Below are 14,013 nucleotides of genomic sequence, written 5' to 3'. Positions count from 1 at the left end.
CGCCGCCGCCAGGTCCGGGTCGAGCCCGTCGTGACCCAAGTTCGCCTCGCCCGGGGCGCGTCCTCCCCACCGCGGGGGCGGGCCGGCCGGGGGCCCGGGACGGCGGGGGTTCGCGGCACAGGAGGTCGGCCGGTCCGCGGCGAACCGAGAGGCAGCCCGATGGGCGGGCCAGTCCGCGAGAGGGGGATGGGGCGTGGTCAAGTTGGTCGCCCTCTATCGGCAGCCCCAGGACCGGGAGGCCTTCGACCGCCACTACCGCGAGGTCCACCTGCCCCTGGCCCGGCGCATGCCCGGTCTGCGCCGGGTCGAGGTGGCGCGCATCACCGGCGCCCCCGGCGGCTCGTCGCCCTACTACCTGATGGCGGAGATGTACTTCGATGACGCCGCCAGCCTCGAGGCGGCCCTGCAGTCGCCGGAGGGACGGGCCGCCGGCAAGGACCTCATGGGTTTCGCCGGCGAGATCGTGAGCCTGCATATCGCCGAGGTGGTCCAAGAAAGCTAATCCGGTGCATCGGTTGGGGGCCTGGAATCCGAAGGCCAGCAACGGGCGCCCCGCCGCTGGGAGGCCGTCGCACGGCCGCGCGGCCGCGGGCGCGGCGGTCCCCGCCGCCCGCCGGGCGGGCGGCGGCGGACACGGAGGTGGGGGGCAGGGTTGATCCGGGCGTGGCGATGGTCCGAGCGCGGTCTGGTGGCGGTGCCCTTGCCCGACGGCGCCGCGGGCCAGGCCGCGCCGGGATCGCAGGGCAAGGGGGCGGCCGGGGACGCCCCGGTTCCGGACCCGGGCGAGGAGCCGCCGTCCGAAGCCGGGCCGGATCCGGCGGCTGTCGCGGCCCCTCCGTCGGAGGGGACCGCCTCGGCGTCCGCCGTCTTGTGGCTCGACGTGCGAGCCCCCACCGACGACGACTGGGCCGTGCTCCGTCGGCGGCGGGCGCTGGCCCCCTTCCTGTGGAGTCGCCTCCAGGCTGGCGCCGCACCCTACGGCGTCGAGGCCGCCGGCGGCACCCTGGTCTTCCAGGCGCTGCTGCCCAGCGGGCGACCCTGCCTGGTGATGCTGGCCCCCGGCGAGGTGACCACCGTCTGCGACGGCGAGGCGGACGAGTGGCAGCGGCTGCGGGAGCGGCTGGCGACCGGGCCCGCCACCGTGCCGCGCACGGCGCCGTGGTTGCTCTACTTCCTGCTGGAGGACGTCCTCCATGCCTATGGCGATCACGTGCAGCGCCTGGAGCACCGCCTGGAGCCCGTGGAGGCGCGCTTCCTGCGGGACGAACCCGGCCCGCGCGAGGGCGCCTTCGGGCCGGGCCGCGCCCGGCCCGAAGGCGCCCCGCGGGCGGGCGAGGGCCCCGACGGCCGCGGCCGGCGCCGCAGCCGCGACCCCGACGGGGTGGCGCTCCTCAGCATGCTCCACCGGCGGGCGGGACAGCTCCAGCGGCGGCTCAACGGCCTGAGCGAGGTCCTCGACCGCCTGCTGGAGAGCGGCTACGAGGGATCGGGCGAGGGGCTGGGGGGGCGACCGCTGCGCCCGTACCTGCGGGTCCTCCGCGACCACGCCGGCCGCCTCAGCAGCCGCCTGGAGAACGTCCGGGAGCTGGTGGCCACCCTGATGAACCTGCGCCTCGCCCTGGCGGCGGAGCGGACGAACCGGCTGATCCTGCGCCTGACGGTGCTCTCCACCATCTTCCTGCCGCTGACGTTCCTGACCGGCATCTACGGCATGAACTTCGAGCACATGCCCGAGCTGAAGCTGCCCTGGGCGTACCCCGCGCTGCTGGTCTTCATGCTGGTGCTCGGCGTGGGGCTGTGGTGGTTCCTCCGGCGCGAGTACGAGGGGTGAGGTCCGCCGCCTGCTGGGCCGGTTCGTCCCAGATCGGCGTGCCGTGGGTGCGGGCGTACTCGCGGAAGTCGGCCATCAGCTGGCGGGTGATGGGCCCGGGCCGGCCGTCCCCCACCTTGCGGCCGTCCACCTCCACCACCGGGCACACCTCGGCGGCCGTGCCGGTGATGAAGCACTCCTCCGCCACGTAGAGGTCGTGGCGGGTGAAGACGGCCTCCTCCACCGGGATGCCCCGGCGCCGGGCCAGCTCCATCACCGTGTCGCGGGTGATGCCCTGGAGGATGCCGAGGTGCGGCGGCGGGGTGAGCAGCCGCCCGTGGCGGACGATGAAGATGTTGTCGCCGGTGCACTCCGCCACGTAGCCCTCGTCGTTGAGCAAGACCACCTCGGCGAAGCCGGCCAGGTTGGCCTCCAGCCGCGCCAGGATGTTGTTCAGGTAGTTCAGGGACTTGACCCGCGGGTTGAGGGCGGCCGGCGAGGTGCGGCGGGTGGCCACGGTCATCACCCGCATGCCCTGCTCGTAGAGCTCGGCGGGGTACAGGGCCAGGCGGTCCGCGATGATCACCACCGTGGGCCGGGGGCACTTGCGCGGGTCGATGCCCAGGTCGCCGGGACCGCGGGAGACCACCACGCGGATGTAGGCCTCCGACAGCTGGTTGCGCCGGCAGGTCTCGACCACGGCGGCGGCCATCTCCTCGGGGGACAGGGGGATCTGGAGCAGGATCGCGTGGGCGGACTCGTAGAGGCGCGTGATGTGCTCGTCCAACTTGAAGACCCGGCCGTTGTAGGCGCGGATGCCCTCGAACACGCCGTCGCCGTAGAGGTAGCCGTGGTCGAAGACGGACACGGTCGCCTCCTCCTTGGGGACGAAGCGACCGTTCACGTACACCAGCATACCGTTCGGACCCCCTCCGTACCGCGGGCGCCTCGAATATGTTAGCGTCGAAATTACCACGCATCGCCACCGCGGTCAAGCAAGAAGGGGCACCCCTTGTGACGAACTTCACATGAAAAGCAGGAAAAGGGCGAACAGAAAGGGGAAGCGGGGACGGGCGAGGCGGGTGGGGGTGCCCATCGGCGGGCGTCGGAGGGGGTGTCGCCGTGACGGCCGAGTGGACCTTCCTCGACCACACCTTCCGCATCGGCGAGGAGACCCTGCCCTACGTGCGGCAGGGGCTGAACGAGGAGACGGCCCAGAAGATCTGCGAGATCATCCGCGACATCGCCGAGGTCGACGCCGTGGCCGTCACGGACCGGCAGACCATCCTGGGCTACGCGGGGCTGGGTTGCCCCTTCATGGTGCGCCACCAGCCCATCCTCACCCAGGCCACGCGCAACGTGCTGGCCACCGGGCAGCTGCGGCTGGTGACCTCCAAGGCCGACTTCGAGTGCCCCATCGCCAGCTGTCCGTGCCCGCTGCAGGCGGCGGTCATCGCGCCGCTGAAGGTGCGGGACCAGGTGGTGGGGACGCTGAAGCTCTACCGCACGGATCGCAACGACATCCCCGGGCTGATCCACCGGCTGGGGGCGGGGATCGCCCAGCTGCTCAGCCTGCAGATGGAGCTGGCCGAGGCCGAGCGGCTGCGGGAGCTGGCGGCGAGGGCGCGGCTGGAGGCGCTGCAGGCCCAGATCCGGCCCCACTTCCTCTTCAACACCCTGAACACGGTGCTGATGTTCAGCCGCACCGACCCCGACCGGGCCCGCGGCCTGCTGGTCAAGCTGGCCGAGTTCCTCCGGCGGGCGCTGACGGTGCGGGACGAGTTCATCCGGCTGGAGGACGAGCTGGAGTACGTGCAGATGTACCTGGAGATCGAGCAGGCCCGCTTCGGGGAGAACCTGCGCTTCCGCGTGCGCATCGACCCGCGGGCCTTCGGCTGTCTGGTGCCCGTGCTGACCATCCAGCCCCTGGTGGAGAACGCCGTGGTGCACGGGCTGGCCCCGCGGGAGGGCGGCGGCCGCCTGACCGTCGCCGCCCGGGTCCGGGGCGGGCACCTGCACGTGGTGGTGGCGGACTCGGGGGTGGGGATCCCGCCCGAGGTCCGCCAGGAGATCTTCCGGCCGGGGGTCGGCAAGGGCATGGGGCTGGGGCTCTCCAACGTCAACCAGCGCCTGGTGGGGCTGTACGGGGAGGCGTACGGGCTGCGGGTGCGGAGCCGGCCGGGGCGGGGGACGCTGGTGCGGCTGGTGGTGCCGGTGCAGCGCCAGGCGGCCGGGGCCACCGGCACGCCCACCCCGGCGGCCGAGGGAACCGGCGGGGCTCCCGCTCGCCCGGTCGCCGGGGAGGCGGGGGATGGGACGGCCGCCGGGCACGGGCGGGGCCGGGGCGATCCGCCGGCGGGCGGCGCCTCCCCGGCGGGATGGGGGAGCGACGGCGCCTCCCCAGCGGCGCGGGGCGTCGGGGCGGGTTGACGGTCGACCGGGGCGCGACGAGGGGGCGTGAAGGAGGAGCCGGTGTCATGACGGGATCCCTCAGGGAAAGGGAACGAGAGGGCCACGGGGGCGACCCCGGCACCCCGGCGGGCCCGGGCGGTTCGCCAAGCCGACGCGGGGCCGGGGCGGAGCCGACGTCCGGTTCCCCGGGGGCGGTCGACGCGGGTCCCGAGACCCGGGCCGGGGGCGGTGGTGGCGGGGAGCCCTCCTGGGATGGAGAGGGCGACCCTGCCCTGGGTCGACCGATCCGGGTGCTCATCGTCGACGACGAGTACCCGGCGCGCGCCGAGTTGCGCTACCGCCTGAGTCGCGAGCCGGGGGTGGAGATCACCGGCGAGGCGGCCACCGCCCGGGAGGCCCTGCGGCTGATCGAGGCCCTGGAGTACGACGTGGTGTTCCTCGACATCGCCATGCCGGGGCTGTCGGGCCTGGAGTTGGCCGAGCGACTCAAGCAGCGGCCCAGCGCCCCCTACGTGGTCTTCACCACCGCATACGACGAGTACGCGGTCAAAGCCTTCGAGGCGCGGGCCCTGGACTACCTGCTCAAGCCCTACAGCGACGAGCGCCTGCGGGAAGCCCTGAGCCGGGTGCGAGAGCGCCTGGCTATGGCGGGGGGCGGTGGCGCCGCACCCGGGACGAACGCGGCCGCGGCAGGGTCCGGGAACGCGGCCCCAGCAGCCTCTGGAGGGGTGGCTGCCCCGCCCGCGGCGACATCGGCGGCCGGCCCCGCGGGCGGCGACCGCGCGGGAACAGGCATTGCGGGAGGCGGCCGGACCCGACCCCGGCCCCGGTGGGTCATGGGCGTGCGCGACGAGGCGGCGGTCCCCATCCCGGTGGAAGAGGTGGTGTACGCCGAGGCGGACGACGATCAGGTCTTCGTCTACACCGCCAGCCAGCGGTACCCCACCCGCCACACGCTGCGGGAGCTGGAGGAGCTGCTGCCGCCGGACCGCTTCTTCCGCTGCCACCGCGGCTACATCGTGAACCTGCGCAAGGTGCGGGAGATCAGCCCGTTCTTCAACGGGACCTACAACCTCACCGTGATCCACGCGGGGCAGCCGGTGACCATCCCCGTCGCCCGCAGCCGGGTGCCGGAGCTCAAGCGCCACTTCTGGCCGGACGCCGGCTGAGGGCCCGGCGGCGGTCCGCAGTCCCTTTAGTCCCTTGCGCCGCCGGCCTGCAGCCCCTTGCGCCGGCGGCGGCCTGCGATCCCCTCCGCTCCCCGCGGCCCCGTCCCGGGCGGCGGGGCGGCGCTCCCGGCGGGCCGGGGCGGCCGCGAGTGCCGGCCCGCCGGGGCCTTGTCGCGTTGGGATGGGTGCAATACCATCGCATCGGATCGGTGATCGGTGGGCGCGGGCCGCGCCCCGCTGCCCGGACGGGAAGGCGTGAGGACCATCGACCCCGTCTTCGTCATCGCCGCCGTCAACGCCGCCATCAACGCGACGAGCGCCGTGGTGATCGCCCGGGCCTACCGGCGCATCCGCCGCGGCGACGTGGCCGGCCACCGCCGCGGCATGCTGCTGGCCACGGGCCTGCAGGCCGCGTTCCTCGTGCTGTACCTGACCAAGGCCACGCTCTACGGCACCACGCCCTTCGTCGGGGACCCGGTGATCCGGGCGACGTACCTGGTGCTGCTGGGGGCCCACAGCCTGGCGGCCACCCTGACGGCCCCCCTGGTCCTGGTGGCCCTGGTGTGGGGGCTGCGCGGGCGCTACGACCGGCATCGGCGGGTGGCCCGCTGGGCCTATCCCATCTGGTTCTTCACCTCGGTCACCGGCCCGCTGACCTTCTTGATGCTATACGGCTTCGGCCGTCCGGGCTACGGCATCCAGGCCTTCGGCGCCTGGGGCGGAGGGGCGGCGGCGGTCCAGCTGGCGGCGCAGGCGGGTGCCCTGGGGATGGTCGGATGAACGCGGCGAGCCCGCCGGCCATCGAGGTCGAGCACCTCTCCCGCCGCTTCGGGGCGGTGGAGGCCGTGCGCGACGTCAGCTTCCGCGTGGAGCGGGGGGAGATCTTCGGGCTGCTGGGCCCCAACGGGGCGGGCAAGACCACGACCATCAAGGTGCTGCTGTCGCTGCTCAAGCCGTCGGCCGGCCGGGTCCGCATCCTGGGCGTCGACGTGGCGCGGGATCCCGACCGGGCGCGCCGCCACATCGGGTGGGTGCCCCAGGAGACGGCCGTCGACCCGCTGTTGACGGGGCGGGAGAACCTGCTGCTGGTCGCCGGGATGTACCACCTGCCGCCAGCCGCGGCGGCCCGCCGGGCGCAGGAGCTGCTGGAGCGGGTCGAACTGGCCGGTGCCGCGGACCGGGTGGTGCGGGAGTACTCCGGCGGCATGCGCAAGCGGCTGGACCTGGCCATGGGCCTGGTCCACCGGCCGGCGGTGCTGTTCCTGGACGAGCCCACCCTGGGCCTGGACATCCACACGCGCCGGCGGCTGTGGGAGTACATCCGCGCCTTTCGCGAACAGGGCACGACGATCCTGCTCACCACCCACTACCTGGAGGAGGCCGATCGCCTCTGCGACCGGGTGGCGATCATCGACGCCGGCCGGATCCGGGCGCTGGACACGCCCGCGCGGCTCAAGGCCCGGTACGGCCGGGAGCGGCTGGAGCTGCGGCTTGCCCCGGGCCTGGCCCCCCAGGCGGTGGCGCGGCTCGTGCGGCGCCTCGAGGCGTTGCCCCAGGTGGTCGCGGTCGAAGGGGCCGGCGCCGGTGGGGCGGGCGGCCCGGATCCGCAGCTCTGGCTGACGGTGCGCGACCCGGTGGCGGCCCTCGAGCCGGTGCTGGCGGCATGCCGCGCCGAGGCGGTCGCCGTGGAGTCCCTGGAGGCCCGCCGCGCCACCCTGGACGACGTGTTCATCCAGTTGACGGGCCGGGCGCTGCGGGACGCGCCGGAGGCGGCGATGGCATGACGAACGGCAGGCGTGGGCGGCCGCCGGCGGCGGGGAAGGGGGTGGGTGAGGGTGGGCGCGTTCTGGCTGGAGAACCGGATCCTCCTGCTGCGGTGGTGGTTCCGCCTGCGGCGCGAGCCCCTGACCCTGCTCTCCACCTTGGCGCAGCCGGTGCTCTGGCTCCTGCTCTTCGGCCACCTGCTGGCGCGCATGGCCGCGGGGGAGGTGCCCGGGGGCGACTACCTCCGGTTCATGACGGCCGGCGCCATGGTGATGACGGTCTTCAACGGCGCCGTCAACGGCGGCGTCGAGCTGCTCTTCGACCGGGAGACCGGCTTCCTGCAGCGCCTGCTGGCGGCGCCGATCCGGCGGCTGTCCATCGTCACCAGCCGGTTCGCCTACATCGTGGCGGTGACGGCGGTCCAGAACCTGCTGATCACCCTGACCGCGTTCCTGATGGGCGTTCGCTTCGCCACGGGCCTGGGCGGGGTGGTGGCGGCCCTGGCCATCGGCGCCCTGTTCGGCGCCGGGGTGGCCACCCTGTCCATCGCCCTGGCCTTCGCGGTCCCGCGCCACCCGGAGTTCTTCACCATCACCGGCTTCTTGAGCCTGCCCCTGCTGTTCTTGAGCTCCGCCCTGGCGCCGCTGGAGTTGATGCCGGGCTGGATGCAGGTCCTCGCCCGGGTCAACCCCATGACCTACGCCATCGAGGCGACGCGGGTCCTGGTGCTGCGGGGGTGGGATCCGGCGGGGGTGACGTCGATGCTGGCCGCCCTGCTGGCCTTCGACCTGCTGGCCCTGGCGGTGGCCGCCCGGGTGTTGCGGCGGGGCTTGGCGTAGCGCCGCCGCGGCGCGGCATGGGGGGATGGGGGATGCGCTTCGTGGTCTTCGGCGGGGGCGGCGACATGGGTCGCCGCGCGGTGGAGGAACTGGCGCGCACGCCCGGGGTGACCCGGGTCACCGTCGCCGATCGGGACCTCGAGGCCGCGCGGGGGGCGGCCAACAGGGCGGGCGCCGTCGCCGTCCCCGGCTGCCGGGTCGAGGCGGTGGCGGTGGACGTGCTGCGGCCCGGTGCCGCGGCGGCGCAGATGGCGCAGCACGACGTGGCCGTCGGCGCGGCGGGCCCCTTCTACCTGCTGGAAGAGCCGCTGGTGCGGGCGGCCATCGAGGCGCGCCGGCCCTACGTCAGCCTGTGCGACGACCACGACGCCGCCCGCCGCGTCCTCGACCTGGACGAACGGGCCCGGGCCGCGGGGGTCACCGTCCTCACCGGCCTCGGCTGGACGCCGGGCCTGACGAACCTGTGCGTCCGGCACGCCGCCGACCGCATGGAACGGGTGGAGGCCGCCCACATCGCCTGGGCGGGCAGCTCCGCCGACGCCCGCGGGTGGGCGGTGGTCCTGCACACCATGCACATCTTCAGCGGCAAGGTGACCAGCTTCGCCGCGGGCCGGTGGGAGGAGGTCCCCGCCGGCAGCGGCGCGGAGCCGGTGCGCTTCCCCCCGCCGTTGGGCCTGGTCACGGTGTTCCACGTCGGCCACCCCGAGCCCGTGACCCTGCCGCGGTTCCTCCCCGATCTCCAGGAGGTGCGGCTCAAGGGCGGGCTGACGGAGCCGGTCCTGAACCGCCTGGCGGTGGCGTTCGGCCGCTGGGGACTCATGGCCACCCATCGCCGGCGGAGGCTGGTGGGCGCGGTGCTCAGACCGCTGCTTCCGCTGCTGGAGCGGGTCGGGGCGCCGTCCCAGCCGGCCTCGGGCCTCGTGGTCCGGGTGCGGGGGCGGCGGGAGGGGCGGCCGGTGGAGCGGGTCTACCGGGCGGCGGCGCCCATGGCCCGCCTGACGGCGGTGCCCCTGGCCGTCGGCGCGCTGTGGATGGCCCAGGGGAAGATCCAGGGCCCGGGCGTCCTGGCTCCCGAGGCGCCCGGCGGACCGGAGCCGGAGGCCTTCTTCCGGGAGCTGGAGTCGCGGGGGGTCCGGATCGAGCGGACCCCATGAGGCGGCGTCGCCCAGCTGGGGCCCGACCTCCCGCCCGCCCTCCGGACTCGACGCCCCCAGGTCGACGCCTCGAGGCGCGTTCCCGACCCCCAGGTCGACGTCTCGAGGCGCGTTGACGGCGCCGCGGGGCCCCTGCTATGCTGAAACCAAACGACCGTTTGTTGGTTTACCAGGAGGAACCATGCCCCGCTCCACCGCCCGCCGCGAAGAGATCCTGACCGTGGCCGGCGAGCTCTTCCGCCAGAAGGGCTACCACGCCACCTCCATGCAGGACATCGCCGACCGGCTGCAGCTCCAGCGGGGGAGCCTCTACGCCCACATCGACAGCAAGGAGGAGCTGCTGTTCGAGATCGTCGACCGGGCGGCGGACCGGTTCCTGGAGGGCATCGAGCGGGCGTGGCGGGAGGGGCGGACGGCGCGGGAGCGGCTGCGGCGGGCGCTGGCGGCCCACATGTCCGTCATCGCGGACCACCGGGACACCGCCAGCGTCTTCTTCCACGAGTGGCGGTTCCTGCGGGACGACCTGCGCCGGCGGATCCAGGTCAAGCGGGACCGCTACGAAGCCCGCTGGCGCGAGCTCGTCGCCGACGGCGTGCGGCGGGGCGAGTTCCGCGCCGTCGATCCCCGGTTCGCGGCGCTGCTGGCCCTTTCCGCCGTCAACTGGGCGTACCAGTGGTACTCGCCCGAGGGGCCGCTGAGCCCCGCCGAGGTCGCGGAGGCCTTCGCCGACCTGATCCTGCAGGGGCTTGAGGGGCGCGGGGCCCCGGCGACGGCGGAGCTGGCGGCGAGGGCCGGGGCTGCGGCGAGTCCGGGATCCGCGCCCCCCGGCGCCGCGGGGGCCGACGACGGCGCCGGCAGCCGGTAGCCGGCCGGTTCGTCCGCCGAAGCGGCGCGGAGGGCGTCCGGACCCCGTCCGCTTCCGACCCCGGCCAGGGGTCCAGGGTTCGATCGGCGCCGCGACGGCATCGACGGCATGCAGGGTTGGACCAGGGTTTCGAAGGTTCTTCAGGTCGGTTTTGGCGGGTTTGCGCTCTTGGGGACGCGTCACCCGGGGGAGCGAATCGGGCGTCGGCCGCCAGCGGGTGCGGTGCCGGCCGCCCAGGGAGGGGAGATCATGGCCGATGGCGGGCTGCGCGGCGCGGGGATGGCGTCGGCGCGAGCCGATGGCCCCCGCGACTGGCGCGAGGAGGAGCGCCTGGCCGAGTTCACCGCCCGCATCGAGCGGGGGGAGAAGGTCGAGGCCGACGACTGGATGCCCGACGCATACCGGCGCCAGTGCCTGCGGCTCATCCAGACCCACGCCAACAGCGAGATCATGGGCGCCCTGCCCGAGCGGGAGTGGATCCCGCGGGCGCCCACCCTGCGTCGCAAGCTGGCGCTGATGGCCAAGGTCCAGGACGAGGTGGGCCACGCCCAGCTGATCTACCGCGTGGCGGAAGACCTGGCCGCGCCCCTGGGCGTCACCCGCGAGGACATGATGGACGCCCTGGTGGCGGGCAAGGCCAAGTTCCACAACGTCTTCAGCTATCCGGCGCCCACGTGGGCCGACGCGGGGATCATCGCCTGGCTGGTCGACGGGGCGGCGCTGATCACCCAGGCGGCCCTGCTGCAGACCAGCTACGCCCCCTACGCCCGCATCCTGCGCCGCATCTGCGCGGAAGAGGCCATCCACCTCAAGCATGGCGAGGACATCATCCTGACGCTGATGAGCGGCACCCGGGCCCAGCAGCGGATGGTCCAGGACGCCCTGAACCGCTGGTGGCGCCCGCTGCTGCACTTCTTCGGCCCGCCCGACGAGATGTCGCCCAACCTGGAGCAGGCCATGCGGTGGCGCATCAAGGTGCGCACCAACGAGGAGCTGCGCCAGGAGTTCCTCAGCAAGTACGTGCCCCAGATCCGCGCCCTGGGTCTCGAGATCCCCGATCCCGAGCTGCGCTACGACGAGGAGCAGGGCCGCTGGGTCTACGGCGACCCCGACTGGGACGAGTTCTGGCGCGTGGTCAAGGGCAAGGGACCGAAGACCGCGGCCCGCCTGGCGATCCGCCGGCTGTCCCACGAGGAGGGCCGCTGGGTGCGGGAGGCCCTGGCCCGGGCGGCCGTGGCGGCATGACCGGTCCCGCGGACCCGCCGGCGCACGCACCGCGGGGAGCCGCCGGTGGCGCGCCGTCCGAGGCGGGCGGCCGGTGGCGCGGTCCGCCCGCGGCCGGGGAATCGCGGGGGCCGGCGGCCTGCGGCCGGGAACCGCGGGGGCCGGCTACCCCCGGCACCCCGGGCGCCGGGGAGGCACCGCGCGGGGGCCGCGGGCGGGGTCCGGCGGGGGCGCGTTGCCACGGGGTACCATGGACGACGCCTCCCAGCCCGGTCGGGGCTGCGGGCCGGGGGCGGTCCGGGGTGCGCGGCGGGCCCGTGGGCGACGGGTCCGGGACGGGGTGACGGGGAGGAACCGGCCATGGAGGGCACGATGCGGGTCTACGAGGTCTTCGGCCAGCCGCGGCGCGGCGAGCCCTACCTGCACTGCGGCAGCCTGCTGGCGGGGGATCGCCGCAGCGCCCGGCTCCTGGCCCTGCAGCTCTTCTGCCGGCGGCAGGAGTACGTGAGCCTGTGGGTCGTCCCGCGGGCGTGCATCGAGGTCGTGGGCGAGGGCGACGACGACTGGTGGCAGCCCGCCACCGACAAGACCTACCGCCTGGGGGAGGGGTTCGCCCGCACGCGGGAGCTGTGGCGGCGCTTCGGCCGCGGGGCCGGCGGCGGGGGTCCGACGCCGCGGCCGGCTTCCGCCACGGCGCCGGGCGGGCGGGCCGGTTCCTCCGGCCCGGAGACCATCCCGGGCCCCACGGCGGCCGCCGCGGCGGACGAACCCGGCGCGGCGCCCGCTGCCGGCGGGCTCGGCGCCAGCCTCAACCGCCGGGGCCCCGTGCGGGTGCGCCGGGGGCCGCGGCGGCAGGATCGGCGAGCGGGCATGGAAGGCACGGGAGGCACGGAAGGGAAGGATGGCCGATGAGGGGGCCGGGCGACGCCAAGGCGTCTCCGCCATCGCCGCCGGCCGAGGCCGAGCCCTCCAGGGCGACCGTCGCCGCCGGGGGTGGGCCGGTGCCGCAACCACCCGCGACCGATGCCGCCCTCCACGCCCTACTCCTGGCCCTGGCCGACGACGAGCTCATCGCGGGCCATCGGGCGTCGGAGTGGACGGGGGTCGCGCCCTTCCTCGAAGAGGACGTGGCCTTCTCGTCCATCGCCCAGGACGAGGTGGGCCACGCCGCGCTGCTGTACCGGCTGCTGGCCGATCTCGGCCACGGCGGCGGCGACCCCGACGCCCTGGCCTTCGGCCGCGGGCCCGAGGCCTTCCGCAACGCGGTCCTGCTGGAGGCTCCCAACGGCGACTGGGCGGCGGAGATCGCCCGCCACTTCCTGTACAGCGAGTACGAGGCCGTGATCTGGCCCGCCCTGGCGAACTCCCCCTATGCGCCGTTGGCGGCGGCCGCGGCCCGCATCGCCCGCGAGGAGGCGTACCACCGCGCCCACTTCCGGCAGTGGGTGGTGGCGCTGGGGCGGGCGGGGGGTGAGGCGCGGGACCGGCTCCGCAGGGCGCTGGCCCGGGCCCTGCCCCTGGCGGCCGGCTTCTTCGAGCCGCTGGAAGACGAGGACCGGGCGGCCTACTGGCGGGGCATCACCCTGGCCGAGCTGGAGGCGCGATGGCGGGCGGAGGTCGACCAGGTACTGAAGCAGGCCGGCCTCGCGGAGGACGGCTCCGACGGGTCCGATCGGCGCCGCGGCCCGGGGACCGAACCGGGGGATGCCGGACCGGGGTCCGCGGGTGGTTTCGCGGGTCCTGGGGCCGCAACATCGGAGGGGGCGCCCGTCCCGCAGGCTACCGACGGGAAGGTGGCCGGTCCGCCAGCCGGCGCGGCGGAGGGGGGCGGACCGGGGGCGGGTCGGCCAGGGTTCGGCGGCCGCCGGGGTCAGCATTCGCCGGCCCTGGCGCAGCTGCTGGAGGAGATGACTTCCGTCTACCGGTCGGAGCCGGGCGCGGCATGGTAGGCGACGGGACGCGGCGTCGGGAGGAGGTGGACGGGATGGCGACGGCGGCGCCCCCGCCGGCGAAGGACGGGGGACTCGTCGAGGCGCTCTGGGCGGCGCTGGCCGAGGTGCCGGACCCCGAGATCCCCGTGGTCAGCGTGGTCGACCTGGGCATGGTGGAGCGGCTCGAGGCCGATGGGGACGGCACGGTGCGCGTGACGCTGCTTCCGACCTTCGTCGGGTGTCCGGCGCTCGAGCTGATCCGCCAGGACGTGGCGCGGCGGCTGGCGGCGGTCACGGGCGTGCGCCGGGTGGAGGTGCGCGTCGCGTACAGCCCGCCCTGGTCGACGGATCGGATCACCCCTGCAGGCCGGCGCAAGCTGGCCGCCTTCGGCATCGCGCCGCCGGCGGCCGCACCCGCGGCCGCCGGCGGCGCGTGCCGGGCGGCGCAGCGGCTCGCAGTCCCGGTCCCGCCGCCCGCGCCCGGCGGCAGCCTTGCCACGCTCGGTGGCGGGCGTGCCGCGCCCGGCGGTGAGCCGCGGACCGGGGTCGACGGCGTGCCCTGTCCCCTCTGCGGCTCCCGCCGCACCCGCATGGAGAACGCCTTCGGCCCGACGCCGTGTCGCAGCCTGTGGTACTGCCTGGATTGCCGGAATCCCTTCGAGCAGATGAAGGCCCTCTGAGCAAGGCTCGGGGAAGGCGGCCGCGCGGGATCGCGGAGCCCCTCCGGGTAGCGGCCCCGGCCACGCCGACGAGCTCGGCGACCAGGCGGTTGGGCCAGGGGCCTTCCAGCACGGGTTCGTCCCACCAACGACGTCGATCCCGACCCCACCCCTCACGGCCGTCCA

General features: G+C 75.1%; 14 protein-coding genes. 13 read left to right on the top strand and 1 reads right to left on the bottom strand.

Annotation, left to right across the window (positions count from 1 at the left end; genetic code table 11):
* Window positions 1-193: 193 nt before the first annotated feature.
* Entirely contained in the window at window positions 194-502 is a 309-nt protein-coding gene (locus Q5761_RS11095; protein WP_318750634.1) for an EthD family reductase, read from the top strand.
* Between the two features lie 150 nt (window positions 503-652).
* The gene (locus tag Q5761_RS11090) at window positions 653-1,831 is read left to right on the top strand and encodes a magnesium transporter CorA family protein (protein WP_135224414.1); all 1,179 of its coding nucleotides are present in this window, start codon (window positions 653-655) and stop codon (window positions 1,829-1,831) included.
* Here the strand turns inward: Q5761_RS11090 and ilvE are convergent.
* Window positions 1,773-2,726, bottom strand: a complete 954-nt coding sequence (gene ilvE, locus Q5761_RS11085) for a branched-chain-amino-acid transaminase (RefSeq protein WP_243123643.1) — start codon at window positions 2,724-2,726, stop codon at window positions 1,773-1,775. The genes Q5761_RS11090 and ilvE overlap by 59 nt on opposite strands.
* A gap of 206 nt (window positions 2,727-2,932) precedes the next feature.
* On the opposite strand from ilvE, the gene Q5761_RS11080 reads away from it, so the two are divergent.
* The 11 genes from Q5761_RS11080 to paaD all read left to right on the top strand — a co-directional run bounded on the left by Q5761_RS11080 (window position 2,933) and on the right by paaD (window position 13,848).
* On the top strand, window positions 2,933-4,240 hold the full coding sequence (locus Q5761_RS11080) for a histidine kinase (protein ID WP_243123641.1): 1,308 nt from the start codon (window positions 2,933-2,935) through the stop codon (window positions 4,238-4,240).
* Between the two features lie 47 nt (window positions 4,241-4,287).
* Window positions 4,288-5,391 (top strand): LytR/AlgR family response regulator transcription factor, encoded by a 1,104-nt coding sequence (locus tag Q5761_RS11075; protein WP_243123640.1) that lies wholly within the window; start codon window positions 4,288-4,290, stop codon window positions 5,389-5,391.
* Window positions 5,392-5,646: 255 nt separating this feature from the next.
* Entirely contained in the window at window positions 5,647-6,171 is a 525-nt protein-coding gene (locus tag Q5761_RS11070; protein WP_167758835.1) for a DUF420 domain-containing protein, read from the top strand.
* A complete protein-coding gene (locus tag Q5761_RS11065; RefSeq protein WP_135224412.1) occupies window positions 6,168-7,175 on the top strand; it encodes an ABC transporter ATP-binding protein in 1,008 nt (335 codons plus the stop codon). The genes Q5761_RS11070 and Q5761_RS11065 overlap by 4 nt, the downstream gene beginning before the upstream one ends.
* Window positions 7,176-7,226: 51 nt before the next feature.
* Window positions 7,227-7,994, top strand: a complete 768-nt coding sequence (locus Q5761_RS11060; RefSeq protein ID WP_135224411.1) for an ABC transporter permease — start codon at window positions 7,227-7,229, stop codon at window positions 7,992-7,994.
* Window positions 7,995-8,026: 32 nt separating this feature from the next.
* On the top strand, window positions 8,027-9,148 hold the full coding sequence (locus tag Q5761_RS11055) for a saccharopine dehydrogenase family protein (protein WP_135224410.1): 1,122 nt from the start codon (window positions 8,027-8,029) through the stop codon (window positions 9,146-9,148).
* A gap of 181 nt (window positions 9,149-9,329) precedes the next feature.
* Window positions 9,330-10,013, top strand: coding sequence for a TetR/AcrR family transcriptional regulator (locus Q5761_RS11050; protein WP_318750633.1), 684 nt, complete (start codon window positions 9,330-9,332; stop codon window positions 10,011-10,013).
* Between the two features lie 249 nt (window positions 10,014-10,262).
* Entirely contained in the window at window positions 10,263-11,258 is a 996-nt protein-coding gene (paaA, locus tag Q5761_RS11045; RefSeq protein ID WP_318750632.1) for a 1,2-phenylacetyl-CoA epoxidase subunit PaaA, read from the top strand.
* A gap of 339 nt (window positions 11,259-11,597) precedes the next feature.
* Window positions 11,598-12,149 carry a phenylacetic acid degradation protein PaaB gene (locus tag Q5761_RS11040; RefSeq protein WP_318750631.1) on the top strand — a complete coding sequence of 184 codons (552 nt, stop codon included), beginning with the start codon at window positions 11,598-11,600 and terminating at the stop codon, window positions 12,147-12,149.
* Window positions 12,150-12,238: 89 nt separating this feature from the next.
* Window positions 12,239-13,186 (top strand): 1,2-phenylacetyl-CoA epoxidase subunit PaaC, encoded by a 948-nt coding sequence (gene paaC, locus Q5761_RS11035; protein WP_318750630.1) that lies wholly within the window; start codon window positions 12,239-12,241, stop codon window positions 13,184-13,186.
* 35 nt (window positions 13,187-13,221) lie between these two features.
* Window positions 13,222-13,848, top strand: coding sequence for a 1,2-phenylacetyl-CoA epoxidase subunit PaaD (gene paaD, locus Q5761_RS11030; RefSeq protein ID WP_318750629.1), 627 nt, complete (start codon window positions 13,222-13,224; stop codon window positions 13,846-13,848).
* Window positions 13,849-14,013 lie beyond the last annotated feature (165 nt).

It is taken from the genome of Thermaerobacter composti (assembly GCF_033582035.1).
Taxonomy (GTDB): domain Bacteria; phylum Bacillota; class Sulfobacillia; order Thermaerobacterales; family Thermaerobacteraceae; genus Thermaerobacter; species Thermaerobacter composti.
This window is presented reverse-complemented; position numbering and strand designations above follow the sequence as displayed.

Coding starts and splice junctions, on each gene's coding strand:
- ilvE (WP_243123643.1), bottom strand. CDS start 2,726: ATGCTGGTGTACGTGAACGGTCGCTTCGTCCCCAAGGAGGAGGCGACC.
- Q5761_RS11075 (WP_243123640.1), top strand. CDS start 4,288: ATGACGGGATCCCTCAGGGAAAGGGAACGAGAGGGCCACGGGGGCGAC.
- Q5761_RS11065 (WP_135224412.1), top strand. CDS start 6,168: ATGAACGCGGCGAGCCCGCCGGCCATCGAGGTCGAGCACCTCTCCCGC.
- Q5761_RS11055 (WP_135224410.1), top strand. CDS start 8,027: ATGCGCTTCGTGGTCTTCGGCGGGGGCGGCGACATGGGTCGCCGCGCG.
- Q5761_RS11050 (WP_318750633.1), top strand. CDS start 9,330: ATGCCCCGCTCCACCGCCCGCCGCGAAGAGATCCTGACCGTGGCCGGC.
- paaA (WP_318750632.1), top strand. CDS start 10,263: ATGGCCGATGGCGGGCTGCGCGGCGCGGGGATGGCGTCGGCGCGAGCC.
- Q5761_RS11040 (WP_318750631.1), top strand. CDS start 11,598: ATGGAGGGCACGATGCGGGTCTACGAGGTCTTCGGCCAGCCGCGGCGC.
- paaD (WP_318750629.1), top strand. CDS start 13,222: ATGGCGACGGCGGCGCCCCCGCCGGCGAAGGACGGGGGACTCGTCGAG.